Origin of the sequence: Oerskovia rustica, assembly GCF_014836555.1 — a bacterium.
GTDB lineage: Bacteria > Actinomycetota > Actinomycetes > Actinomycetales > Cellulomonadaceae > Oerskovia > Oerskovia rustica.
On sequence record NZ_JACSQQ010000009.1, the window covers coordinates 36377 to 59229 of the forward strand.

Consider the following 22853-nt stretch of genomic DNA (forward strand, 5'->3'; position numbering starts at 1 on the left):
CCCCCCCCCCGCCCCTCCTCGCGTTGCGGCTAGGGTTGTCGCGTGACCTCGAACGACGTGACCCCTCAGAGCTCCCCCCAGCCCCCCCACGAGACCGCTGCCCCGACGCCGATCAAGGTCGCCGTCCTCGGCGCGGCCGGGCGCATGGGCGCCACGGTGTGCGCGGCGGTCGAGGCCGCCCCGGACATGGAGCTCGTCGCCCGGATCGACGCGGGGGACGACGTCGCGCAGGTCGCCGCCGCGGGCGCCCAGGTCGCGGTCGACTTCACGGTCCCCGCGGTCACCGAGGACAACGTGCACGCTCTCATCGACCTCGGCGTGCACGCGGTCGTGGGTACCACGGGCTGGACGGACGTGAGCCGCGGGCGCCTCGTCGCGCACCTGGGGCGCAAGGCGACCGAGGGTACGAGCGTCGGCGTGCTGATCGCCCCGAACTTCGGCCTGTCGGCCGTGCTCGCCATGACGTTCGCGGCCAAGGCGGCGCGCTACTTCGAGTCGGCCGAGGTCATCGAGCTGCACCACCCGAACAAGGTCGACGCCCCCAGCGGCACCGCGACGCACACGGCGGGCGCCATCGCCAAGGCCCGTGCGGAGGCGGGGCTGGGCGCGAGCCCCGACGCGACCGAGTCCGGCTGGGAGGCGCGCGGCGCCGACGTCGACGGGGTCCGGGTGCACGCGGTACGCCTGCGCGGCCTGGTCGCGCACGAGGAGATCCTCTTCGGCAACGAGGGCGAGCAGCTCATCATCCGCCAGGACTCGTTCGACCGCGTGTCGTTCATGCCCGGCGTGCTGCTCGGCATCCGTGAGGTCGTCTCGCGCCCGGGTCTGACGGTCGGGCTCGAGAACGTCATGGACCTCTCGTGAGGTCACGCAAGGGCCTGATCGGGGCCGTCGTCGTCACGGCCCTGCTCGCGATCTACGTGTGGGCGATCCTGGGCCGTGCGCAGGCGCTCGTGGGGACGGGCGAGCCCGTGGGGATCGCGATCGGGATCGGCGTCCTGCTCATCCCGCTCCTCGTGATCGGGCTGATCGCGTGGGAGTTCTGGCTCGCGGTCACGGTCCAGAAGATGGCCGACGAGCTCGCCGCCGCGGGCGAGCTGCCCGTCGACGACCTGCCGCGCTCACCGGGCGGACGCATCGACCGCGCCGCGGCCGACGCGGCGTTCGAGGAGCACCGGGCCCACGCGGAGGAGCACCCCGACGACTGGCGGTCCTGGTACCACGTGGCGTTCGCGTACGACGCGTCGGGGGACCGCAAGCGGGCACGCGCCATGCTGCGCAAGGCCGCGGGCATGTACCGGGCCGAGCGCAAGGCCTCCCGCTAGGACGGGACGCGCCCGGCCGAGCGGCAAGGCCGGGTGGGGTACGCCGTCGGGCACGGTGGCGTGGACCCCGCGCGGGTGACCTACGGAACCGCCTCAGATCGTGGCGCTCCACCGGTGCTCGACGACGTCGCGCACCCCGGTCGCCAGCGTCCGGGTCCGCTGGTCAGGGCCCAGGCCCGCGCCGCCCAGGAACTGCTCGCGCGCGGTGTCGCCGTCCAGGATCCAGGCCACGACCTCCGCGGAGCCGTCCTGGCGCAGCCGGTCGACGGCCGCGGACAGCAGCCGCGAGCCGTGCCCCCCGCGCTGGTGAGCAGGCAGGACCTCGAGCGCGACGAGCTGGCCCGGGGCGACGGCTGCGAAGCCCACGACGCGGTCCGCAGCGAGGGCCACGAGCACCGCGAAGCCGGGCCCCGGCGGGGAGGACACCGCCCCGGCCCACTGCTCCTGCATCCGGGGGACGTCGAGCGCGTCGAGGACGGCCGCACCGAGCACGTCGGCGTGCGCGGTGCGCCAGGACTCGATCTGGATCGCGGTCATCGCGACCTCGTCGCCGGGGACTGCCGGACGGACGGAGACGTCCGCCGACTCGCTGAAGAGGGCCATTCGCCAGACCCTACCCGAGGCCGTGGCCGGGGAGGCTCGTCACGCGAGGCCGAGTGCCCGCAGCCCCGCGGCGGTCGCCGCCGCGAGGATCACGACGACGAGGAACGGCGCCCGCAGGGCGAGCGCGACCGCCGCGACGCCGAGCGCCGGGAGTCGCGCGTCGAGCGTGATCCCCTGACCGTCCCCGACGGTCTGGACCGCGACGAGCGCTGCGAGCAGGGAGGCCGTGACGAGGGCAGCGGTGCGCGCGACGCGGTCGGACGCGAGCCAGTGCTCGGGGATCAGGTGCCCCGCGAGCTTGAGCCCGAGGCACACGAGCGAGGCCGCGATCACGGTGGCCCACAGGGCGGCGTCGGACATCAGGGCTCCTCGGTGCGGTCGGTCGTGGGCGGGTCGGTCGGGGTGGATGGATCACCCTGTCCGGCCGGGTCGGCCGGACGCGTGCTGGCGGGCGGAGCCTCGGGTGAGGGAGCGGGCGAAGAGGGAGCGGCGCCGTCGGGCACGTACGCCGTGACGGTCACGGGCTGGCGCGGCTGCCGGGCGACCTGCCCGACCACGATGGCCACGGCGGCCGCCGCGAGCACGGGGACCCCGGGCGGTACGAACGGGAGCAGCGCGACCGCCACGACGACCGCGAGCGCGGCGGTGAGCTGCATGACGCGGCTCGCGAGGCGGGGCCACAGGAGCGCGAGGAACGCCGCGCCCGCCGCGGCGTCGAGGCCCCACGCCTTGGGGTCGCCCATCGCGTCCCCGGCGAGAGCGCCGACGAGCGTGAGCAGGTTCCACACGACGAAGATCCCGATCCCGGTCCACCAGAACCCCGCCCGGAAGGCCGCCTTGCTGCGCTGCGCGGTCGCGACGGCCGTCGACTCGTCGATCGTGACGTGGGCCGCGAGCACGCGCCGCCAGCCGTGCAGCGCGAGCAGCGGCGAGAGCTGGGCGCCGTACAGGGTGTTGCGCAGGCCGAGCAGGCCCGCAGTCGTGACCGCGGCGGCCGACGTCCCGCCCGAGGCCACGACGCCGAGGAGCGCGAACTGCGAGCCGCCCGAGAACATGAGCAGGCTCAGGACCATGGTCTGCGGCAGGTCCAGCCCGGCGACCACGGACAGCGCCCCGAACGAGATGCCGTACAGGCCCGTGGCGACCGAGACGGACACGGCCTGCCGGACGGCGGCACGCACCTCGGTGCGTTCGTCGGGTCTAGCCGGGGGCTCGGCGCGCAGGGGTGAGTCGGCCCCGGAAGAGATCGTCACCTGGGTCAGAGCGCGACGTACACGGTCTCGAGGTACTCCTCGAGCCCTGCCTCGCCGCCCTCGCGCCCGAGCCCGGACTGCTTCATGCCGCCGAAGGGTGCGCTCGCGTCCGAGACCAGGCCGCGGTTGATCCCGATCATCCCGGCGTCGACCTCCTCGCCCACGCGCACGGCGCGTGCGAGGTCCCGGGTGTAGGCGTAGGCCGCGAGGCCGTACTCGGTGTCGTTGGCCAGGGCGATGCCCTCGTCGTCGTCGGCGAACGCCACGATCGGGGCGACCGGGCCGAAGATCTCCTCGGTCACCACGCGCGAGCCGGCATCGACACCGGTCAGGACCGTGGGGGAGTAGAAGTGCCCGGGCGAGCGCGGACGGTCGCCGCCCGTGAGGACCTGCGCGCCCTCGTCGGAGGCGACCGAGACCAGCTCGTCGACCTTGTCGACGGCCTTGGCCTCGATGAGCGGCCCGACCTGCACGCCCTCCTCGCTGCCCGGCCCGACGCGCAGCTCCCCGAACGCCCGGGCGAGGCGCTGGCCGAAGTCGCGCGCGACCGCGTCGTGCACCAGGAAGCGGTTGGCCGCGACGCAGCTCTGACCCGTGTTGCGGAGCTTGGCGACGAGCGCACCCTCGACCGCGGCGTCGAGGTCGGCGTCCGCGAAGACGAGGAACGGCGCGTTGCCGCCGAGCTCCATCGAGGTCCGCAGGACCTGGTCCGCGGCCCCCTTGAGGAGCGTGCGGCCCACGCCCGTGGACCCCGTGAAGGAGAGCTTGCGCAGGCGCGGGTCCGCGAGCAGGGGAGTGGTCACCTCCGACGCCGACGACGTCGGCACGACGTTGACCACGCCCGCCGGCAGGCCACGGTCCTCCAGGTGCCCACGGATGATCTCCGCGACCAGGGACGTCGTGAGCGGGGTCAGGTGCGCGGGCTTGATCACGACCGTGCAGCCCGCGGCGAGCGCCGGGCCGATCTTTCGTGTGGCCATCGCGATCGGGAAGTTCCACGGCGTGATGAGCAGCGCCGGACCCACGGGGCGACGCGAGACGAGCTGCCGGTTCGCCCCGCCCGGTGCCGTGCGGACCAGGCCGTCGGTGCGCACGGCCTGCTCGGCGTACCAGCGCAGGAACTCGGCGCCGTACACGACCTCGGCGCGGGCCTCGGCGAGAGGCTTGCCGCACTCTGCCGTGATGAGCGCGGCGATGTCGTCCGCGCGGGCCGTCAGCGTCGTGAAGACCGCGCGCAACAGCTCGGAGCGTTCGCGCGGCGCGACAGCACGCCAGGCCGGGGCCGCGGCGTGCGCGGCCTCGAGCGCGCGCAGACCGTCCGCGGGGCTCGCGTCCGAGACGTCGAACAGGACCTCCTCGGTCGCCGGGTCGGCGACCTCGAACGTCCGACCGTCCTCGGCCGGGCCCCACTGGCCACCGATCAGCAGCCCGGTCGGCAGGTGCGAGACCAGGGCGGGGGACAGGGCGTTCGTGGCGGGCGACATGGTTCGAGTATCACGCGCGCGGCGCGGGTTCGCATCGACGGGTTCTCGTCCGTCGGCGACCCGCCGAGGTGACCTGTGCCTCGAACACCGCAGAACCTCGCGCCCGGCCCGCGCGACCCGTGGACCGACACGCCGTTTCGGTCGCGCGCGCGGTAGTTTGTGCACATGGCACTTCCCCCCACGCAGGCCCGACCGTTCGGCGCCGTCCTGACCGCGATGGTCACCCCGATGACCCTCGCCGGAGAGGTCGACCTCGACGCGGCGGTCAAGGTCGCGAAGCACCTCGTGGACAACGGGAACGACGGGATCGTCCTGAGCGGGACCACGGGGGAGTCGCCCACGACGCACGCACCGGAGAAGGCGGAGCTGGTTCGCGCGGTGGTCGACGCCGTCGGGGACCGCGCGCACGTGATCGCGGGCGCTGGCTCGAACGACACCCAGCACGCCGTCCGCATGGCCGAGCAGGCCGCGGAGGCGGGCGCCCACGGGCTCCTCGTCGTGAGCCCCTACTACTCGCGCCCCTCCCAGGAGGGCCTGTACCGCCACATCACGGCCGTGGCCGACGCCACGCCGCTACCCGTCATGATCTACGACGTGCCCGGTCGCTCAGGCGTCCGCATCGCCCCCGCGACGATCGAGCGCCTCGCCGCGCACGAGCGGATCGTGGCGAACAAGGACGCCTCGGGCGACGTCTACACCGCGGCCAGGCTCATCGAGTCGACCGGGCTCGCCTGGTACAGCGGCGACGACAGCATGCTGCTGTCGTTCCTCGCGCACGGCGCGGTCGGCATCGTCTCCGTGTCCGCCCACGCGGTCGGCTCGCGCTTCGCCCAGGTCGTCTCGGCGTTCGACGCCGGCGACCACGTGGGCGCGCTCGCGGCCTTCCGCACCGCGATCCCCACGATCGACGCCATCAACGGAGCGGGCTTCCAGGCCGTCATGGCCAAGGCCGCGCTCCAGCTCCTCGGAGTCACCGAGAACCGATACCTCAGGCTGCCGTACGTCGCAGCCACGGACGACGAGGTCGCCGTCGTCCGCGCCGGTCTGGAGGCCTCCGGCCTGCTGGACCCGGCGACCCCGCGGCCACGCTGAACAAGCTGAACTACAGGCCAGGAGGCCCCGTGAGCCACCCTCACCCCGAACTGTCCCTTCCCCCCGCGCTGCAGGCAGGTGCCCTGCGCATCGTCGCCCTCGGCGGGCTCGGCGAGGTCGGACGCAACATGGCCGTCCTCGAGTACGACGGGCGTCTGCTCGTCATCGACTGCGGCGTCCTCTTCCCCGAGGACAACCAGCCCGGCGTGGACCTGATCCTGCCGGACTTCGACTACATCAAGGACCGTCTCGACGACATCGAGGCGATCATCCTGACGCACGGCCACGAGGACCACATCGGTGCCGTGCCGTACCTGCTGCGCCTGCGCCGCGACATCCCCCTGGTGGGTTCGCAGCTCACGCTCGCGTTCATCTCGGCCAAGCTCAAGGAGCACCGCATCGCCCCCGTGACCCGCGTGGTCAAGGAGGACGAGACGGTCGCGTTCGGCCCCTTCAGCTGCGAGTTCGTCGCGGTCAACCACTCCATCCCGGACGCCCTCGCGGTCGCGGTCACCACGGGGGCCGGCACGGTCCTGCACACGGGCGACTTCAAGATGGACCAGCTGCCGCTCGACGGCCGCGTCACGGACCTGCGCGCTTTCGCGCGCCTGGGCGAGAAGGGCGTCGACCTGTTCATGGTCGACTCGACCAACGCCGAGGTCCCGGGCTTCGTGACCCCCGAGGTGGAGATCGGCCCCGTCCTGGACAGCGTCTTCGGCGCCTCGGACAAGCGGATCATCGTCGCGTCCTTCTCCTCGCACGTGCACCGCGTCCAGCAGGTCCTCAACGCCGCGCACAACCACGGGCGCCGGGTGGCGCTCGTCGGTCGCTCGATGGTCCGCAACATGGGCATCGCGGCCGAGCTCGGCTACCTCAAGGTGCCGGACGGCGTCCTCATCGACCTCAAGAAGGTCGACTCGCTGCGCGACGACGAGATCGTGCTCATGTGCACGGGCTCGCAGGGCGAGCCCATGGCCGCGCTGTCGCGCATGGCCAACGGCGACCACAAGGTCTCGGTCGGCCACGGCGACACCGTGATCCTCGCGTCGTCGCTCATCCCGGGCAACGAGAACGCGGTCTTCCGCATCATCAACGGCCTCACGCGCCTCGGCGCGCGCGTCGTGCACGGCGGCAACGCCAAGGTGCACGTCTCGGGCCACGCGAGCGCGGGCGAGCTCATCTACTGCTACAACATCCTGCGGCCCAAGAACGTCATGCCGGTGCACGGCGAGGTCCGTCACCTCGTCGCGAACGGCGCGCTCGCGGTCAAGACGGGCGTGCCTGCCGACCGTGTCGTCCTCGCCGAGGACGGCGTGGTCGTCGACCTCGTCGACGGCAAGGCCTCGGTCGTGGGCGCGGTGCCGTGCGGCTACGTGTACGTGGACGGGTCGAGCGTCGGCGAGCTCACGGACGCGGAGCTCAAGGACCGTCAGATCCTCGGCGAGGAGGGCTTCATCTCGCTGTTCGCCGTGGTCGACTCAGCGACCGGCAAGGTCATCGCCGGCCCGCACATCCTCGCGCGCGGTTTCGCCGAGGACGACGCCGTGTTCGAGGACGTCCGCCCGCAGGTCGTCCAGGCCCTCGAGGACTCGATCGCGGGGGGTGCCACGGACGTCCACCAGCTCCAGCAGGTCATGCGCCGCGTGGTCGGCCGCTGGGTGTCGAACCGCCTTCGTCGTCGCCCGATGATCGTCCCGGTCGTCGTCGAGGCCTGACGGTCCTTCCGGGCGCGTCGTCCCTCCCGGACGATGCGCCCGACGGGCTCGGGCGGAGCGCTATCCTGGCGCTCCGTCCGAGCCTCAGGAGGCCGCCTTGTCCTACCAGCAACCTGCCGACGTCCCGCCGTCGCAGGGCTACCAGGGGATGCCTCCGGCACCTCAGCCTCCGGGCGGCTACCCGCCACCCCCGGGCTTCCCTGCCCACCCGGCCCCGCAGTACTCCGGCGGGTACCCGCCGCCCACGGCGGCCTGGGGGCAGGTGCCGCCGCGACCTGTCGCGTCCGGTCTGGGCACGGCGTCACTCGTGCTGGCCGCGCTCGTCGCCCTGGTGGTCGTGGTCCAGTTCCTGGTGTCCGTCCCGGCCGTCTCGACGCTCCAGGCGCTCGTCGCCGGGGAGCAGGTGTCGACCGGGGTGCTCGACGCCTACGACAACCTGTCGACGCTCGTCGTCGTCCTCGAGATCGCTGCGGCGGTCGTGACGATCGTGTGGCTCTGGAAGAGCCGGACGTTCGCCGAGACGGTGAGCCCCGGGTGGCCCCATGCGCGATCACGTGTCTGGGTGTGGCTCGGGTGGTTCGTGCCCGTCGTGGCGTTCTGGTTCCCGTACCAGGTCGTGCGGGACGTGCGCGCTGCGACGCTGCGCGTGCAGGGGCAGGGCCCGGGCGGGTGGTGGGCGGCATGGCTGGCCTTCGGGTTCGCGACCAACGCCAGCGCCCGGCTCCTGGGTTCCGACAACCCGGACGTCTGGGTCGCGCTGCCTGTGTTCGACGGCGTCGCAGCGGCAGCGGTCGTCGTGGCGGCGCTGCTGTGGGCCAAGATCGTCCGTGAGGTGTCCGCCGGCCAGCGTGCTGCGACCGACGGCGTGCCGGCGCCTCTGCAGGTACCGGCGCCCGGCTGGTCCTGAGGACCCGCACCCCGGGGCGAGGTCGTGTCGGTGCGATTCGCTAGCATCGCGGTCATGGCAACCTCAGCAGACTTCGCCGACCTCGCCCCGGTCCTGCTCGTGACCCACGACGCGAGCTCGAGCATCATCTACTCTCCCGGCGGGCCCGAGTATCTCCAGCACAAGGACGCGCTCGAGCGTCACGGCGTCGAGGGCTCGGGCTACGACTTCGCGGGAGCCCTCCAGGCAGTGCTCACCGACGAGTCGCCCGCGACGCTCGACGCCGTCGGGTTCGACCCCGAGGGCGGGATGCTGAGCGTCTACGGCACGGATCTCGACGCGCTCCTGGTCGCGGCCCGGCACCTGTCGCGGATCATCGCCGACGACGCCGCCCTGGATGCCGCCCTCGCACGGTCGGTCGAGCTCGGTTTCGACGACTGACGCCTCCCGTGACCGACGCGCTCACGCTCACCGGTACGCCCGCCACCAGTGCCGTCGCGACCGAGCTGCTGGACGGCTTCCGGTTCGACGACGGGCAGGGCTTCCCGCCCTCCTACCGGCGGCTCGTCCTGCGGGCGGGGTTCTGCCGCCTGTTCGGTCTCTGGCTCGTGTACCCACCCGCCGCGGACGGGTTCGCGGACGGCTGGCAGCACCGCGCCGCGCACCTCACCGACCGCTTCCGTGCGGCCTACCAGGACGGCGAGGCCGAGGAGTTCGACTGGATGGTGGAGCCCGACGGGGACTGGTCGATCGCCCGGCGGCTCGTCGTCTTCGCGTTCAGCGAGAACGGCGACGCTCTGCTCTGGGACACCGATTCACGGACCGGTGACGGCGAGCTGGCGGTCTGGTCGAGCACGGGCCTCAATGCCCTGACGCACCTCGGTCGGTCGTTGACCGAGGCGCTGCCCAGGCTGCGCGCGTCGAGCGCACCGTTCGCTGAGCGAGCGGTCGCCGACCTCGAGTGCCTGACGCCCGCCCGTACCGGCTAGCGTGCGCGGCGCAGGTGGTCGAGCTGCTTGCGGTGCTCGCCCACGACCCACTCGCCCGTGACGCGGGGGTCCTCCGAGCCGTCGGGGCCGTCTGCGTCGCCGTCGGCGGCCGCCTCCAGGGCGTCCAGGTAGGCCCGGTCGGCGCCGAAGCGCTCCCAGATCGCGTCGCTGCCCGTGGCCACGTGCCCGTGCCCGGGGACCAGGGTGTGCACGCCGTGCTCGGAGACTGCGTGCTCGAGCACGTCGAGACCCGCGCGGTACTCGCCCACGGGGTCGGGGGACTCGAGGTCCAGGAGGGGTACCTCGACGTCCGAGAGCATGTCTCCCACCACGATCACCCCGGCGTCCGGCAGGACGAGCGCACCGTGGCCGGGCGCGTGCGCCTGGTGCTCGACCACGAGCACGACCGGTTCGCCACCCGCCCCCGGCATCGCGGCGGGCATCGCCCCTGCGCCCGACGGCGTAGCGTGCCGCGGTCCGTCAGGCCACGGCAGGTGCAGCACGTCCGGGTGTGCGCCCCCTGTGGAGCCACCCGTCCCGGACACGGGAATCGGCCTGAGGCGACCGAACAGCGTGAGGTCGTGCCCCGGCGCCTCGCGCTCGACCTTCACGAGGTCCTCGGCGAGGCTCCGCTGCTGGGCGCGCACCGCCGTCGGGCAGGCCCAGCGCGGGACGTCGCCCAGCGACCGCGACCACAGGACGTGGTCCCAGTGCGGGTGGGTCGAGAACCCGGCGGTGACGCGCCAGCCACGGTGGGCGATCTGGGCCGCGAGGGACTCGACCTCGGCGACCGTGATGCCCGGGTCCACGACCAGGGCGCGTCCGTCCGGGGCCACGACGACCGTCGTGAGGCTCGTCCAGATCTCGGCCGTCGCGACGTGCACGCCGTCGGCGATCTCGTGCAGCTCGCGCAGCGGGGGAGGGGTGCTCATGTCCCGATCCTGCCCCGGTTCGGCCACCCGTCGCGACCGCTCCCGCCCGACGCGCCCGGGTGCCGTGTCCCGACGCAGGCCGTGAACGCTGCCGGATTCGTCACAGGACACGCACCCTCGGGGTGCGGGGTCGACCTGGCGTGCACGGGTACGGTGGTGCGTACTATGGCGACCCGGACGTCCACCTCGGCGAAACGGCCCACGACCTCCCGCAAGACCACCTCGCGTGGCGCGACGGGCAGATCGGGGGGACCTTCGAGCGCGTCCCGCGCTCCGCGGGGCTCGTCACCACGCAGACCGGCCGCCCGGCCTGCGCCCTGGCCCGTCCGCGCGGTGCGCGGCCTGTGGCTGGGGTGCGCGCACGCGGTCGGCGCGGTCACCCGCAGCATCGGCAAGGGAGCAAGAGAGCTGGACCCCTCACATCGGCGCGACGGCGTCGCGTTCCTCCTCCTGGCACTCGCCGTGATCGTCGCGGCCCGCGAGTGGTGGGGGATCTCGGGCGCGTTCGGCACCGCCGTCCATGCGGTCTCGGCAGGTGTCTTCGGCGTCGCCGCGGTCGCCCTGCCCGTCCTGCTCATCTGGCTGGCCGTCCGGATCATGAGGCACCCCGAGCGGACGCAGGCGAACTCGCGCGTCACGATCGGGCTCTCGTTCATCGTCGTGTCGGTCTGCTCCCTGGTGCACATCGCCGAGGACCTGCCGGCCCCGCGCGACGGCTTCGCGGCCGTCCAGGACGCGGGTGGCGTGATCGGCTACCTCTTCGCGACCCCGGTCCACACGGGGCTCACCGAGTGGTTCGCCGTTCCGCTGTTCCTGCTGCTGGGCTTCTTCGGGATCCTCGTGGTCACCGCGACGCCCGTGCACGCGATCCCGAGCCGCCTGCGCGGCATCTACGACCGGTTGACCGGCAACCACCGGGACGGCGAGGACGGCCGCGGCCCCCACGACGACGACGGTCTGCAGCTCGCCGACGGCGTCTCACGTCACGACGGCACCGACGAGGCGCCGCGCAAGCGCCGCGTCGGACGCGCCCGCAAGACCAAGGCCGAGCGCGAGGCCGAGGCGGCCGAGCGCGAACGGCTCGACGGCGGCTACGTCGGCGACGAGGCGTTCGAGCGCGCCGCGATGCTCGAGGCCGAGGAGGAAGCGGCCCGCAAGAGCGCCCGCGGGCGCCGCCCCGGACCGGTGGGCCCCCCGCCGCCGCCCGACGCGCACGAGGACGCGGCCGACCTGCCGACGCAGGTCATCCCGTCGCTCGGCAGGACGGCCCCCTCACCCAGCGCGCCCCCGCCGCCGCCCAACAACCCCGTGCCTCGCGGCGTCCAGCCCATGCTCGAGGGCGACACGGTCTACGTGCTGCCCTCGGAGGACGACCTCGTCAAGGGGGCGCCCCACAAGGTGCGCTCCGCGGCGAACGACCGCGTGGTCGAGTCGCTCACGCGCGTCTTCGAGCAGTTCGAGATCGACGCCAAGGTCACGGGCTTCACGCGCGGACCGACCGTGACCCGCTACGAGGTCGAGGTCGGTCCGGCCGTCAAGGTCGAGCGCATCACGAACCTGTCCAAGAACATCGCCTACGCGGTGGCCTCGGCCGACGTGCGCATCCTCTCGCCCATCCCGGGCAAGTCCGCGATCGGCATCGAGATCCCCAACACCGACCGCGAGACCGTGGTCCTGGGCGACGTGCTGCGCTCCTCCGTGGCCCGACGCACCGAGCACCCCATGGTCATGGGCGTCGGCAAGGACGTCGAGGGCGGGTACGTCGTCGCGAACCTCGCGAAGATGCCGCACATCCTCGTCGCCGGTGCCACGGGCGCCGGCAAGTCGAGCTTCATCAACTCCATGATCGTCTCGATCCTCATGCGGGCCACGCCCGAGGAGGTGCGCATGGTCCTGGTGGACCCCAAGCGCGTCGAGCTCACGATCTACGAGGGCATCCCGCACCTCATCACGCCCATCATCACGAGCCCCAAGAAGGCCGCCGAGGCCCTCGAGTGGGTGGTGCGCGAGATGGACGCGCGCTACGACGACCTCGCGATGTTCGGGTACAAGCACATCGACGACTTCAACACAGCGGTCCGGGCCGGGAAGGTCAAGCCGCTGCCGGGCTCGGAGCGCAAGATCGCCACGTACCCGTACCTGCTCGTGGTCGTCGACGAGCTCGCGGACCTCATGATGGTCGCCCCGCGCGACGTCGAGGCCTCGATCCAGCGCATCACCCAGCTCGCGCGCGCCGCGGGCATCCACCTGGTGCTCGCGACCCAGCGCCCGTCGGTCGACGTCGTCACGGGCCTCATCAAGGCCAACGTGCCCTCGCGTCTCGCGTTCGCGACGTCCTCGCTCGCGGACTCGCGCGTCGTGCTCGACCAGCCCGGTGCCGAGAAGCTCATCGGCCAGGGCGACGCGCTCTTCCTGCCCATGGGGGCCGCCAAGCCCATGCGCGTGCAGGGTGCGTGGGTCGCCGAGAGCGAGGTCCACGCCGTCGTCGAGCACGTCAAGGCGCAGCTCAAGCCGTCCTACCGGACCGACGTCGCGGCCTCGGCCGCGACCAAGAAGCAGGTCGACGAGGACATCGGCGACGACCTCGACCTGCTGCTGCAGGCCGCCGAGCTCGTGATCACGACCCAGTTCGGCTCGACGTCGATGCTGCAGCGCAAGCTGCGCGTCGGCTTCGCCAAGGCCGGGCGCCTCATGGACCTGCTCGAGTCGCGAGAGATCGTCGGGCCCTCCGAGGGGTCCAAGGCCCGCGAGGTCCTGCTCACGGCCGAGGACCTGCCCGGGACGCTCGCGATGCTGCGCGGCGAGCCAGGGGCCGAGGTCTACGACGGGGAGTCGGGCGGCGATGGGCCGGCGGCAGGGAACGGCCGCGACTACTCCGACGGCGCCGACGGGCACATGCCTCCCGTCGCCCAGGAGTACCACGACGACGCCGACGACGAGGCGGACTGGCGCGAGCGCTGAGTCGTGCCCGCGGACCTCGGCTCGCGGACGGACCTCGCCCGGCCGCCCGGTCGGCTGCTCGTCCAGCGCCGGAGGTCAGCCGGACGCGGGTCAGCCCGACGCCCCCGTCCGGGCCGCAACGGTCCCGACGGCGGCCACGCCTGCGGTCCGGGACCCGACGGTCGGTGGCGGCCCTGTGGCGACCGGGGGAGAGACGCGTTCTGGGGCGGCGTCCCCGACCGCGGTCCTGACCCGGTCGTACCGAGCGGTGAGGGCGGCCGGGCTGAGGGTGCTCGTGCCGTCTCCCGCGAGGTCGGCGAGCGCCAGGACCGCGTGCTTGCCGAGCCGGTCGACCGTGACCGCCGTCCACTCGAAACCTGTCACGCGGGCCCGGGCGTCCGCGGGCTGGGTGATGGTCGCGGTGACGAGCAGGCCCGAGTCGGTCCGTGCGTCGCAGCAGTCGCCGTCCTGGTTCGAGACGTAGTTGCCGAGCCCGTACGCGACCCACATGCCCTGCCCGTCAGGACCACCCGGCAGAAGAGCGGTCGGCTGCGGGACGTGGGCGTGGTGCCCGAGCAGCAGGTCCACCTGTCCCGAGGCGGCGAGGAGCGTCGCGAGCTCGACCTGCTCGTCGGTCGGGGGCGTCGAGTACTCGACGCCGGAGTGCATGCTCACGATCACCAGGTCGGCCCCCGCCTCGCGCGCGGCCCGAGCACGTTCGACGAGGTCGACGCCGTCGAGCAGCGTGACCGACCAGGGCGCCGAGGCAGGGATCGGCACGCCGTTCGTCCCGTACGTGCCCGCGAGGTGCGCCACGACGATCGACCGTCCGGCCCGCTCGAGCGTGTAGAGGGCGGGGACCGCGGCCTCTGCGGCGCTGCGGGCGGTGCCGACGTGCCCCAGCCCTGCGGCGTCGAGGGCATCGAGGGTGGCGGCCACGCCGGCGCGGCCCTGGTCCACGGAGTGGTTCGACGCCGTCGAGCAGCCGTCCCAGCCCTGCTCGCGCAGGTCGGTCGCGAGGTGCGCGTCGGCCGCGAACAGGGGATAGCCGGTGGGCCGGACGCCCGGAGGGGTGAGCGGGACCTCGAGGTGGCACAGCGCGAGGTCGGCACCGCGGACCCAGGCGTCGGTCCCGGCGAGGACGTCGCTGAAGTCGTAGCCGCCGACCTCGGCCCGAGCCGAGACGTGGACCGGGAGGTGGGGGAGCACGTCACCTGTCGCGACCACGGTGAAGACGGCGTCCGGCTCGGGACGGCGCGCGACCTCCGCGGCCGGCGTCGCCGCGGCCACGGGCGGTCCTGCGGCAGGCGTGCGGCCCGCGTCGAGCACCAAGGCACCGAGCGTCGCGAGCGTTGTGGTCGCGACGCCGACAGCGAGCATCTGGAGAAGGTGGCGCTGCCCGCCGTCGGGCCGCGCATGGCGTGTCACGGCGCCGAGACTAGCCCCTCGGATCGACGGACCGTACATCGGTGAGACCGAGGACGGTCGTTGTGTCCGGGGTTGTCCGTTCGGTCGGAATCCGTCCCTGGTCGGACGAGGGGGCGTGCAGCGCCTACGCTTGTCGTGTGGTCACAGCCGTCCCGTCCCCCTGGAACTCCGCGAACGCGGTCACTATCGCCCGGATCGCCGTGGTCCCCTTCTTCGCGTGGGCGCTGCTCGCCGACGGCGGGCACACGGTCACCTGGCGTCTGGTCGCGACGGCGCTGTTCGTCCTCGCCGCCGCGACGGACCGGGTCGACGGCTACCTGGCCAGGAAGTACGACCTCGTCACGGACCTCGGCAAGCTGCTCGACCCCATCGCCGACAAGCTGCTGATCGGGGCCGCGCTGGTCCTGCTCTCCGCCCTCGGTGACCTGCCGTGGTGGGTCACGATCGTCATCCTCGCTCGTGAGCTGGGCATCACGCTCATGCGGTTCGCGGTCCTCAAGTACACGGTCATGCCGGCCTCGCGCGGCGGCAAGCTCAAGACGGTCCTGCAGTCGGTCGCGATCTCGATCTTCCTGCTCCCGCTCGACCAGATGCCGTCGTGGATCTCGGTGGTCGGCTGGGTCGTCCTCGTCGCGGCGCTGGTCGTCACGGTGGTGACCGGGGTGGAGTACGCGTACCAGGGCTGGCGGCTGCGGCGCGACGCGCTGCGCGCGGCGAAGACGGCCGGGCAGGACTGAGCCGGTACCGATGGCGAGCGCGGACCCGACGCCTGCGACCGACGCTGCGGACCTCCTGACCCTGCTCGCGTCGCGGGGCTGGACCCTCGCGGTCGCCGAGTCGCTGACGGGCGGGCTCGTCACGGCCCGCCTGGTGGCCGTCCCGGGAGCCTCCTCGGTGCTGAGGGGCGGTGTCACGGCGTACGCGACCGATCTCAAGGCGAGCGTGCTGGGGGTCGACGCCGAGCTGCTCGCCGTCCGCGGCGCCGTCGACCCCGAGGTCGCGCGGCAGATGGCACTGGGGGTTCGGCGCCTCCTGGGGGCGGACGTCGGGCTCGCGACGACCGGGGTGGCCGGCCCGGACCCGCAGGACGGCAAGCGCCCGGGGCTCGTCCACGTGGCCGTGGCGTCGCCCGAGCGCACCGAGATCGCCGAGCTGCACCTCGACGGTGACCGGGCGGCGGTCCGTGAGGCCACGGTCGTGCACCTCCTGGCGCTCGCGCGGGGTGTCGTCACCGGGTGATCTCTGTGGAGGTCGGCCGGTGGCCGGACGTGCCATGGGCTGGTCCGCACGAGGGCGAGCGCTGGGGAGCGCGTGGAGAGTTCGTGAACTCCCGGCAACGTCGTGGACGTCTCCCTGGTGCGGGAACAACCCTGGGAGGAAGCGCGTTGAACAGCACGTGATCGCCAAGAGGCCATTCAACAGATCAGCGCATGAGACTACCCCGGGTGCGGGGTACGGTAGGACGATCCCCACGCGAGGAGCGCGGGGAACGACAGGTCAGCGAACCACCACAGGAGCCAGGCAGGCTCCGTCGATCGCACGGGACACGGAAGGGGGCCGCCAGATGATTGTTCTTCGACGAGAGATCGGGGACGTGCTGCGAGACGCTCGCCAGCGACAGGGCCGCACCCTGCGAGAGGTGTCCTCGGCTGCACGCGTCTCCCTGGGATACCTCAGCGAGGTCGAGCGTGGCCAGAAGGAAGCGTCGTCCGAGCTCCTGGGCTCGATCTGCGAGGCGCTCGACATCCCCATGTCGGTCGTGCTCCGAGAGGTCAGCGACCGGGTCGCCGTGGCCGAGGGCCTCATGATCCCGGACACCATCCCCGCCGACTTCGCCACGAGCCTCATGGGTCGCGGTGCTGCGGCCGAGAGCGCGCGACGCATGCGGGAGGACCTCCAGCCGGTCGGCTGACGGAGGCTCAGGGCCTCTGACAGGTCGGACACCAGAAGATCGGTCGCTCGAACGGCGCCTGGTTCGCCGGAGCGACAGCGACGGGCGTGCCACATCGGTGGCACGCCCGTCGTGCTCTGCCGTGGACGTGCCGGCGCACCGTGCCGACGCCCTCCGCGACGCTGCGGAGCATCAGTCCGCGGGTCGTGCGCAGCAGGGCCTCCAGGTCGTGGTCCGAGACGTCGTCGACGGGCGTCCACGGCCACAGCCGCTGGGCGAACAGACCTTCGGCCGTGTAGATGGTGCCGAGCCCCGAGACCCCGCGCTGGTCGAGCAGCGCGTCGGCGATCGGCAGCTGCGCGCTCCGTGGGTCCAGGGACGCGCTCCCGCCCACCGTGACCTGCGCGGGGAACCCGCCCTCGGCGGCGGCCGCGCGCAGTCGGGTCAGCGCGAGCCCCATGCCGGTCTCGGGGGCCGTGAGGAAGTCCGCTGCGAGGATGTCGGGGCCCAGGTGCCCCAGGAGCAGGTGCTCGTCGCGCGTGCGGACCACGTCGAGCATCCCGAGCCGTTCGCCGACGCACGTCCAGGTCTCGTTCGCGAGGACCGCCCGCACCTCGCTTCCCCGCGCGACGGCAGCGGCCGACCCGGTCCGGGCGATGCGCCACTGCCCTTCCATGCGCAGGTGCGTGTGCAGTGTCGTGCCGTCGTCGAGGCGGGTCAGGAGGTGCTTGGCGTACGCCAGCACCTCGGTCACGGTCCGCCCGGTCAGGTCGGTCCCACCCGCCTCGGCCCAGCGCAGCTCGGCACGTTCCAGCGCGCGCCCGCTCAGCGCGGCGTCGAGACGCTGCGCGGTGACCCGGACGACGTCGCCCTCAGGCACGGTGCGCCCCCGTCCGGTGCGCACCCCGGGCGGTGCTCATGCGCGCAGCCCCCGCGGCGTGGGCCGGAACCCGGCCTCCATGAGTGCGGCCGTGACGCCGAACGCGCGCGACGCGGTGCTGCCCGCTCCCGCCAGGGCGTCGATCCCGTCGATCCGCCCGATCACCATCTTGCCGAGCAGCCCGGCCCGGGAGGCGCGCGCCAGCTCGGTGCACGCCGTCGCGAGGCGGCGGGCGGCGGACGGCGAGTCGTCCCCGAAGGAGATCAGCGACCGCCCGCCGCGCTCGACGTACAGCACCAGGTCCCCGCCCACGAGCACGACGACGGAGCCCACCTTGCGCCCGGGACGGTGCGTCGCGCGGGGCGCGGGCCGGGTGGTCGCCGCGTGGGCGGTCAGGAGGGCGGTCGAGGTCGACGCACGCGAGGCTCCCGTCGCGGCGTCCGTCGCCGCTCTCGCCGAGCCGGGTGCCGCGATCCCGAGCGGGGACCCGCCGCCCGGCTCGTGCGGCACCCGCGGCTCGGGCCACGGCAGTGCCGCACCGTAGGGGTTGGCCGGGTCGGTCGCGGCGAGCAGCAGCGCAGCGAGCTCGCGGCGTCCCGCCGACTCCTCGGCGTGCTCCCGGTCCTGCGCGTCCGTGCGGAGCTGGTCGACCGCTCCCGGCAGCGCGAACTGCGAACCGCCGAGGTGCTCGACGAAGTAGCCGCGCCGGACCGTGCCCGTCGTCTCGAGCTCCGACAGCACACGGTAGACGCCGCGGAAGTAGTTCGTGACGCCCTCCGACGGGGCCGCGCCACGTGTCAGGACGCCGTGACGGTCGAGCAGCACCCTGGTGAGGGCGTGCGTGCGGCGAGTGGGGTCGAGCTCGCGGGCCGGCAGCGCGGACCAGCGCCCCGAGCCGCCGCGCAGGTCGCTCTCGCCGCGGACCGACCCCGACGCGCCCGCGCCGAGCGAGGCGAAGCGTCCCCGTGCCAGCGGGCGGGCGCGGACGGGAGCGCGGGGAGCGCGGTGCGCCCCGCCCCCGGGACCGAGGCGGCTGCGCAGGGCACCCAGGCCGTCGTTCGTGACCCAGCCCGCCCACACCGGGTCCCACAGGGCCTCGAGCGTCGCCGCCTGGGATGCGCCCGCGAGCTCGGCGATGCGCGGCAGGAAGAACCCTCCCGAGCCGGTCAGCAGGTCCGCGACGGCCCGGTGCAGGTCGCTGTCGAGCGGCCCGTCCTCCTCGAGCGGGGTCGCGTCGGGGAGCGTGAGGGGAGCGGCGTCCGCGAGGTGCAGGCTCACGAGCCCGTCCTTGCCCCCGGGCAGCGACGAGTGGCCGCACCACAGGACCTCGCCCGTGGTGGTCAGCTCGTCGAGCAGCGCGGGCGAGTAGTCGGTCACGCGTGAGGGCAGCACGAGCGTCTCGAGGGCCGAGGCGGGGACCGCGGCGCCCGAGAGCTGTTCGACGACGCGCAGCAGCCCGTCGGTGCCCCGCAGCGTGCCGATGCCGTGCCAGCGTGGCAGGAAGACCCCGAGGGCCTCGGGGGCGACGGGCTCGACCTCGGCCCTCAGCGCAGCGAGCGACCGACGCCGCAGGGTCCGCAGGACCTCGGCGTCGCACCACTCCTCGCCCGTCCCGCCGAGAGACTCGGGGCGGAGCCGCCCGCACACGAGCACGCGCGCGGTCTCGAGCCGGCGCAGCACCCCGGTGGCGACGGCCACCCCGATCCCGAACCGGGCCGCGACCTCGTGCGCCGAGAACGGGCCGTGCGTGCGGGCGTGGCGTCGCACGAGGTCACCCAGCGGGTCGGGTACGGGCTCGGTGAACACCTCGGGGATCCCCGTCGGCAGGGCGACGCCCAGCGCGTCCCGGAGCCGCCCGGCGTCCTCGACCACGGCCCACTGCTGCGCGACGTCGTCGGGCACCCCGGCCAGACGCACCTGGATCACCCGGCGCGCCCCCTCCAGGGTGGCGAGCCATGCGGGCGCCTCGTCGCGCACCTCCTCGCGCGTGCGCCGGACGACCTCCGCGACCGGCAGCGGACCCAGGCGACGCAGCAGGTCCCAGGCGTCCTCCGCGTGGCGGGCCTGACGGTTCGGCACCAGGGCGCCGAGCTCGGCCTCGGTGCGCTCGACCGACTCGGGGTCGAGCAGGTCGGCGAGCTGTGACGCCCCGCCCTCGGTGCCGAGCAGCTCGGCGAGCAGCGTCGGGTCGAGAGACAGCGCGGCCGCCCGACGCTCCGCGAGGGGAGCGTCGCCGTCGTACAGGAACTGGGCGGTGTACCCGAACAGCAAGGACTGCGCGAAGGGGGACGGGGTCGGGGTCGTGACGTCGACCAGACGGACCCGGCCCGCGGCCAGGTCCCGCATGAGGTCGGTCAGCGCCGCGACGTCGAAGTCGTCCTGGAGGCACTCGCGCGCGGCCTCCAGCACGATCGGGAACTCGGGGTACTCGCTCGCGACCGACAGGAGCTGGGCCGAGCGCTGCCGCTGCTGCCACAGGGGCTGCCGCTTGTCGGGGCGCCGCCGGGGGAGCAGCAGGGCCCGGGCGGCGGCCTCGCGGAAACGCGCCGCGAACATGATCGAGCCGCCGAGCTCGGCCCGTACCTCGTCGAGGACCTCCTCCGGGGCGAGCAGCAGGTCCTCGGCCGTCACGACGGGCGACCCCGCGGTTCCCGGTCCGGCGGCACCCGGTCCGGCGACGCCGCCGGGCTCGTCGCCCCAGCCGCCGTCGCCCAGGTCCGGCAGCCGCAGCACGATCCCGTCGTCCGAGTGCATGGCTGCGGCGTCCAGGCCGTACCGGTCGCGCAGCCGCGCACCCAGGACGAGCGCCCACGGCGCGTGGACCTTGGCCCCGTAGGGCGAGTGGATGACGACGCGCCAGTCGCCCAGCTCGTCGCGGAAGCGCTCGACCACGACCGTCCGGTCGTCGGGCACACGCCCCGTGGCCTCGCGCTGGTCCCCGAGATAGGCCATGAGGTTGTCGGTCGCCCAGGCGTCGAGACCCGCGTCGCGCAGCCGCTCCGCGAGCGGGCCGCCCGACGCGGCAAGGGTCTCGAGCTCGCGCCCCCAGGCACCCCCGGCCCGGCCGCGCGCGGCCGGGCGGCCCGGCGAGTCGCCCTTCCAGAACGGCAGGCGTCCGGGGGCGCCCGGGGCCGGGGTCACGAGCACGCGGTCCGGGGTGATGTCCTCGATGCGCCACGTGCTCGACCCGAGAGTGAACGTGTCGCCCACGCGCGACTCGTAGACCATCTCCTCGTCGAGCTCGCCCACGCGCCGCCCGCCACGCGCCCGCGAGCCCGTCGCGGCGCCCCCGGGCGCGTCGCCGAGCACCCCGGCCGTGTCCTCGGGGCCCGCCGTCGTAGCGGGGTCCGTCGCGAGGAACACCCCGTACAGGCCCCGGTCGGGGATGGTGCCGCCGCTCGTGACCGCCAGGCGCAGCGCTCCGGGCCGCCCGCTCAGCACCCCAGACGTCCGGTCCCACACGATCCGCGCGCGCAGCTCTCCGAAGTCCTCGCTCGGGTAGCGGCCCGCGAGCATGTCCAGCACGGCGTGCAGCGTCGCGTCGCCCAGCGCCCCGTAGGGCGCGCTGCGCCGTACGAGGGCCGCGAGCTCCCCGACGGTCCAGTCGTCGAGGGCGACCATCGCGACGACCTGCTGCGCGAGCACGTCGAGCGGGTTGGACAGCACGTGCAGGTGCTCGATCTGACCGGTCCGCATGCGGTCCGCGATCACTGCGGACGGCACCAGGTCGCCCCGGAAGGTCGGGAACACGACGCCGTGCGACACCGCGCCCACCTGGTGTCCTGCGCGCCCGATGCGCTGGAGACCGCTCGCGACCGACGGCGGCGCCCCGACCTGGACCACGAGGTCGACCGCGCCCATGTCGATGCCCAGCTCGAGGGACGACGTCGCGACCACCGCGGGCAGGCGGCCGTCCTTGAGCTCCGTCTCGGTGCGTGTGCGCTCGGCCCGGCTCATCGAGCCGTGGTGCGCGCGCGCGATCACGGGGTCCGTGCCCGCGCCGGCCCCCGACTGGGCCAGCACCTGCGCGGGCTGGAGCGTCCCGACGTCGGGCACGTCCTCGCCCTGCCGCTCGGCCCAGACCTCGTTCATGCGCGCCGTGAGACGCTCGGCCCCGCGCCGGGAGTTGGTGAAGACCAGGGTCGAGCGGTGCTCGGCCACGAGGTCGACCACGCGCTCCTCGACGTGCGGCCACACCGACGGGCGCGGCGGACGGGCCGTGGCGGGACCCGAGAGGTCGGGCTCGCCGTCGGGCAGGGGTGCAAGGTCCTCGGCCCCGGTGGCCCTGCCGGGGCCCGGCGCGCTGCGCAGGTCGGCCAGGTCCGGGACGGGGACGACGATGTCGACCTCGATCTTCTTCTCCGAGGGAGGCTGCACGACGACGACCTCCCGCCCCTGGTCCTCCGGGCGGCGGTGCCCCGCGAGGAACGTCGCGACGGCCTCGACCGGGCGGACCGTCGCGGACAGGCCTACGCGCTGCGCAGGCACGGGGAGCAGCGCGTCGAGGCGTTCGAGCGAGACCGCGAGGTGCGCCCCGCGCTTGGTCCCGGCCACGGCGTGGATCTCGTCGATGATGACGGTCTGCACGCCGGCCAGACCCGCGCGCGCCTGGGACGTCAGGACGAGGAACAGCGACTCTGGCGTCGTGATGAGGATGTCCGGGGGAGCGATCCCGAACCGGCGCCGCTCGCTCGCGGGCGTGTCACCCGTGCGCGTGCCCACCACGACGTCCGGGACCGTGGTGCCGAGCCGCACCGCGGCCTGCCGGATGCCCGCGAGCGGGGAGCGCAGGTTGCGCTCGACGTCGGCGGCCAGCGCCTTGAGCGGGGAGACGTACAGGATCTTGCAGCGGTGCGCGGGGTCGTCGGGAGCACCGGTTCCCTCGGGGGCGGGGCCGGGGCTGAGCAGCCTGTCGAGGGACCAGAGGAAGGCCGCGAGGGTCTTGCCCGACCCCGTGGGGGCGACGACGAGCGCGTGCCGGTCGCTCCCGATCGCCTCCCACGCTCCCGCCTGCGCGGCCGTCGGACGCTCGAACGCGCCCTCGAACCAGGCGCGGGTCGGAGCGCTGAAACCGGCGAGAGGATCGGGGGACGTCACCTCGCCATTGTGGGCGCTGCCACCCACAACCGCTCCCCGCCGGGCGCGCGCGGGTCCGGCGGTGTGCGGGGAGGCGCCGCGATGTCGGGGGAGCCCCCGGGACGTGGCAGGCTGTCCCCGTGCGGTATCGAGAGTTCTGGCAGCTGGTGGACGAGGTCTTCGGATCGGCCTACGGTCGCGCCCTGACCCGGGACCAGGTGCTGGGCGCCCTGGGCGACCGCACCGCGGTCCAGGCGATCGAGGACGGCGTCGAGCCCCGGCACGTGTGGCACGCGCTGTGCGACGCGCTGGAGGTGCCGGACTCGCAGCGGTGGGGTACCGACAAGCATCGGCAGGCG

At 73.9% G+C, this 22853-nt stretch carries 20 protein-coding genes; 12 read left to right on the forward strand and 8 right to left on the reverse strand.

The annotated features are described in order from the left end of the window. The first annotated feature begins 144 nt into the window (after window positions 1–144). Entirely contained in the window at window positions 145–864 is a 720-nt protein-coding gene (dapB, locus tag H9652_RS07020; RefSeq protein ID WP_191795684.1) for a 4-hydroxy-tetrahydrodipicolinate reductase, read from the forward strand. Next, the gene (locus tag H9652_RS07025) at window positions 861–1325 is read left to right on the forward strand and encodes a hypothetical protein (protein ID WP_138824777.1); all 465 of its coding nucleotides are present in this window, start codon (window positions 861–863) and stop codon (window positions 1323–1325) included. Before dapB ends, H9652_RS07025 begins: the two co-directional genes overlap by 4 nt. A 93-nt stretch (window positions 1326–1418) precedes the next feature. Here the strand turns inward: H9652_RS07025 and H9652_RS07030 are convergent, their stop codons facing one another. From H9652_RS07030 to H9652_RS07045, 4 genes are read right to left on the reverse strand one after another with little or no spacing between them, the layout of a single operon-like run. After that, complete coding sequence (locus H9652_RS07030) at window positions 1419–1928, reverse strand: GNAT family N-acetyltransferase (protein ID WP_191795618.1); 510 nt, start codon at window positions 1926–1928, stop codon at window positions 1419–1421. Window positions 1929–1967: 39 nt separating this feature from the next. Beyond that, window positions 1968–2288 carry an AzlD domain-containing protein gene (locus H9652_RS07035; RefSeq protein WP_138824775.1) on the reverse strand — a complete coding sequence of 107 codons (321 nt, stop codon included), beginning with the start codon at window positions 2286–2288 and terminating at the stop codon, window positions 1968–1970. Further along, window positions 2288–3181, reverse strand: coding sequence for an AzlC family ABC transporter permease (locus H9652_RS07040; protein WP_404822005.1), 894 nt, complete (start codon window positions 3179–3181; stop codon window positions 2288–2290). Before H9652_RS07040 ends, H9652_RS07035 begins: the two co-directional genes overlap by 1 nt. Before the next feature lie 5 nt (window positions 3182–3186). After that, complete coding sequence (locus tag H9652_RS07045; protein ID WP_191795619.1) at window positions 3187–4665, reverse strand: NAD-dependent succinate-semialdehyde dehydrogenase; 1479 nt, start codon at window positions 4663–4665, stop codon at window positions 3187–3189. A gap of 165 nt (window positions 4666–4830) precedes the next feature. On the opposite strand from H9652_RS07045, the gene dapA reads away from it, so the two are divergent. The 5 genes from dapA to H9652_RS07070 all read left to right on the forward strand — a co-directional run bounded on the left by dapA (window position 4831) and on the right by H9652_RS07070 (window position 9347). Further along, the gene (gene dapA, locus H9652_RS07050; protein WP_191795620.1) at window positions 4831–5757 is read left to right on the forward strand and encodes a 4-hydroxy-tetrahydrodipicolinate synthase; all 927 of its coding nucleotides are present in this window, start codon (window positions 4831–4833) and stop codon (window positions 5755–5757) included. A gap of 29 nt (window positions 5758–5786) precedes the next feature. Then, entirely contained in the window at window positions 5787–7472 is a 1686-nt protein-coding gene (locus H9652_RS07055) for a ribonuclease J (RefSeq protein WP_191795621.1), read from the forward strand. A gap of 97 nt (window positions 7473–7569) precedes the next feature. Further along, entirely contained in the window at window positions 7570–8379 is an 810-nt protein-coding gene (locus H9652_RS07060) for a DUF4328 domain-containing protein (protein WP_191795622.1), read from the forward strand. A gap of 54 nt (window positions 8380–8433) precedes the next feature. Further along, the gene (locus tag H9652_RS07065) at window positions 8434–8799 is read left to right on the forward strand and encodes an Imm51 family immunity protein (protein ID WP_191795623.1); all 366 of its coding nucleotides are present in this window, start codon (window positions 8434–8436) and stop codon (window positions 8797–8799) included. Window positions 8800–8807: 8 nt separating this feature from the next. After that, complete coding sequence (locus tag H9652_RS07070) at window positions 8808–9347, forward strand: hypothetical protein (protein ID WP_191795624.1); 540 nt, start codon at window positions 8808–8810, stop codon at window positions 9345–9347. On the opposite strand, the gene H9652_RS07075 is transcribed toward H9652_RS07070, so the two are convergent. Continuing rightward, window positions 9344–10279, reverse strand: a complete 936-nt coding sequence (locus tag H9652_RS07075) for an MBL fold metallo-hydrolase (RefSeq protein ID WP_191795625.1) — start codon at window positions 10277–10279, stop codon at window positions 9344–9346. The two genes, H9652_RS07070 and H9652_RS07075, sit on opposite strands and share 4 nt — an antisense overlap. A gap of 165 nt (window positions 10280–10444) precedes the next feature. Here H9652_RS07075 and H9652_RS07080 point away from each other — a divergent pair, with 165 nt between their 5' ends. After that, window positions 10445–13240: an FtsK/SpoIIIE family DNA translocase gene (locus H9652_RS07080; RefSeq protein WP_191795626.1), complete on the forward strand. Its 2796-nt coding sequence runs from the start codon at window positions 10445–10447 to the stop codon at window positions 13238–13240. Between the two features lie 90 nt (window positions 13241–13330). Here H9652_RS07080 and H9652_RS07085 read toward each other — a convergent pair whose 3' ends face one another. After that, complete coding sequence (locus tag H9652_RS07085) at window positions 13331–14647, reverse strand: CapA family protein (protein WP_318244021.1); 1317 nt, start codon at window positions 14645–14647, stop codon at window positions 13331–13333. 137 nt (window positions 14648–14784) lie between these two features. On the opposite strand from H9652_RS07085, the gene pgsA reads away from it, so the two are divergent. The 3 genes from pgsA to H9652_RS07100 all read left to right on the forward strand — a co-directional run bounded on the left by pgsA (window position 14785) and on the right by H9652_RS07100 (window position 16559). Then, complete coding sequence (gene pgsA / locus H9652_RS07090) at window positions 14785–15384, forward strand: CDP-diacylglycerol--glycerol-3-phosphate 3-phosphatidyltransferase (RefSeq protein ID WP_191795627.1); 600 nt, start codon at window positions 14785–14787, stop codon at window positions 15382–15384. A 10-nt stretch (window positions 15385–15394) separates the two neighbouring features. Then, window positions 15395–15886, forward strand: coding sequence for a CinA family protein (locus H9652_RS07095; protein ID WP_191795628.1), 492 nt, complete (start codon window positions 15395–15397; stop codon window positions 15884–15886). Between the two features lie 325 nt (window positions 15887–16211). After that, the gene (locus H9652_RS07100) at window positions 16212–16559 is read left to right on the forward strand and encodes a helix-turn-helix domain-containing protein (protein WP_030150559.1); all 348 of its coding nucleotides are present in this window, start codon (window positions 16212–16214) and stop codon (window positions 16557–16559) included. Between the two features lie 7 nt (window positions 16560–16566). Here H9652_RS07100 and H9652_RS07105 read toward each other — a convergent pair whose 3' ends face one another. Further along, window positions 16567–17418 carry a DNA-formamidopyrimidine glycosylase family protein gene (locus H9652_RS07105; RefSeq protein ID WP_191795629.1) on the reverse strand — a complete coding sequence of 284 codons (852 nt, stop codon included), beginning with the start codon at window positions 17416–17418 and terminating at the stop codon, window positions 16567–16569. A gap of 36 nt (window positions 17419–17454) precedes the next feature. Further along, window positions 17455–22515 carry an Lhr family helicase gene (locus tag H9652_RS07110; RefSeq protein ID WP_191795630.1) on the reverse strand — a complete coding sequence of 1687 codons (5061 nt, stop codon included), beginning with the start codon at window positions 22513–22515 and terminating at the stop codon, window positions 17455–17457. A gap of 119 nt (window positions 22516–22634) precedes the next feature. Between H9652_RS07110 and H9652_RS07115 the strand changes: the two genes are divergently transcribed. Continuing rightward, on the forward strand, window positions 22635–22853 hold a 219-nt coding region (locus H9652_RS07115), incomplete at its 3' end, for a DUF3046 domain-containing protein (RefSeq protein WP_191795631.1).

Excerpts from the sequence above, each read along its gene's own strand:
- dapA (WP_191795620.1), top strand. The coding sequence starts at position 4,831 with ATGGCACTTCCCCCCACGCAGGCCCGACCGTTCGGCGCCGTCCTGACC.
- dapB (WP_191795684.1), top strand. The coding sequence starts at position 145 with ATGGGCGCCACGGTGTGCGCGGCGGTCGAGGCCGCCCCGGACATGGAG.
- H9652_RS07080 (WP_191795626.1), top strand. The coding sequence starts at position 10,445 with ATGGCGACCCGGACGTCCACCTCGGCGAAACGGCCCACGACCTCCCGC.
- H9652_RS07030 (WP_191795618.1), bottom strand. The coding sequence starts at position 1,928 with ATGGCCCTCTTCAGCGAGTCGGCGGACGTCTCCGTCCGTCCGGCAGTC.
- H9652_RS07065 (WP_191795623.1), top strand. The coding sequence starts at position 8,434 with ATGGCAACCTCAGCAGACTTCGCCGACCTCGCCCCGGTCCTGCTCGTG.
- H9652_RS07100 (WP_030150559.1), top strand. The coding sequence starts at position 16,212 with ATGATTGTTCTTCGACGAGAGATCGGGGACGTGCTGCGAGACGCTCGC.
- H9652_RS07045 (WP_191795619.1), bottom strand. The coding sequence starts at position 4,665 with ATGTCGCCCGCCACGAACGCCCTGTCCCCCGCCCTGGTCTCGCACCTG.
- H9652_RS07095 (WP_191795628.1), top strand. The coding sequence starts at position 15,395 with ATGGCGAGCGCGGACCCGACGCCTGCGACCGACGCTGCGGACCTCCTG.
- H9652_RS07035 (WP_138824775.1), bottom strand. The coding sequence starts at position 2,288 with ATGTCCGACGCCGCCCTGTGGGCCACCGTGATCGCGGCCTCGCTCGTG.
- H9652_RS07075 (WP_191795625.1), bottom strand. The coding sequence starts at position 10,279 with ATGAGCACCCCTCCCCCGCTGCGCGAGCTGCACGAGATCGCCGACGGC.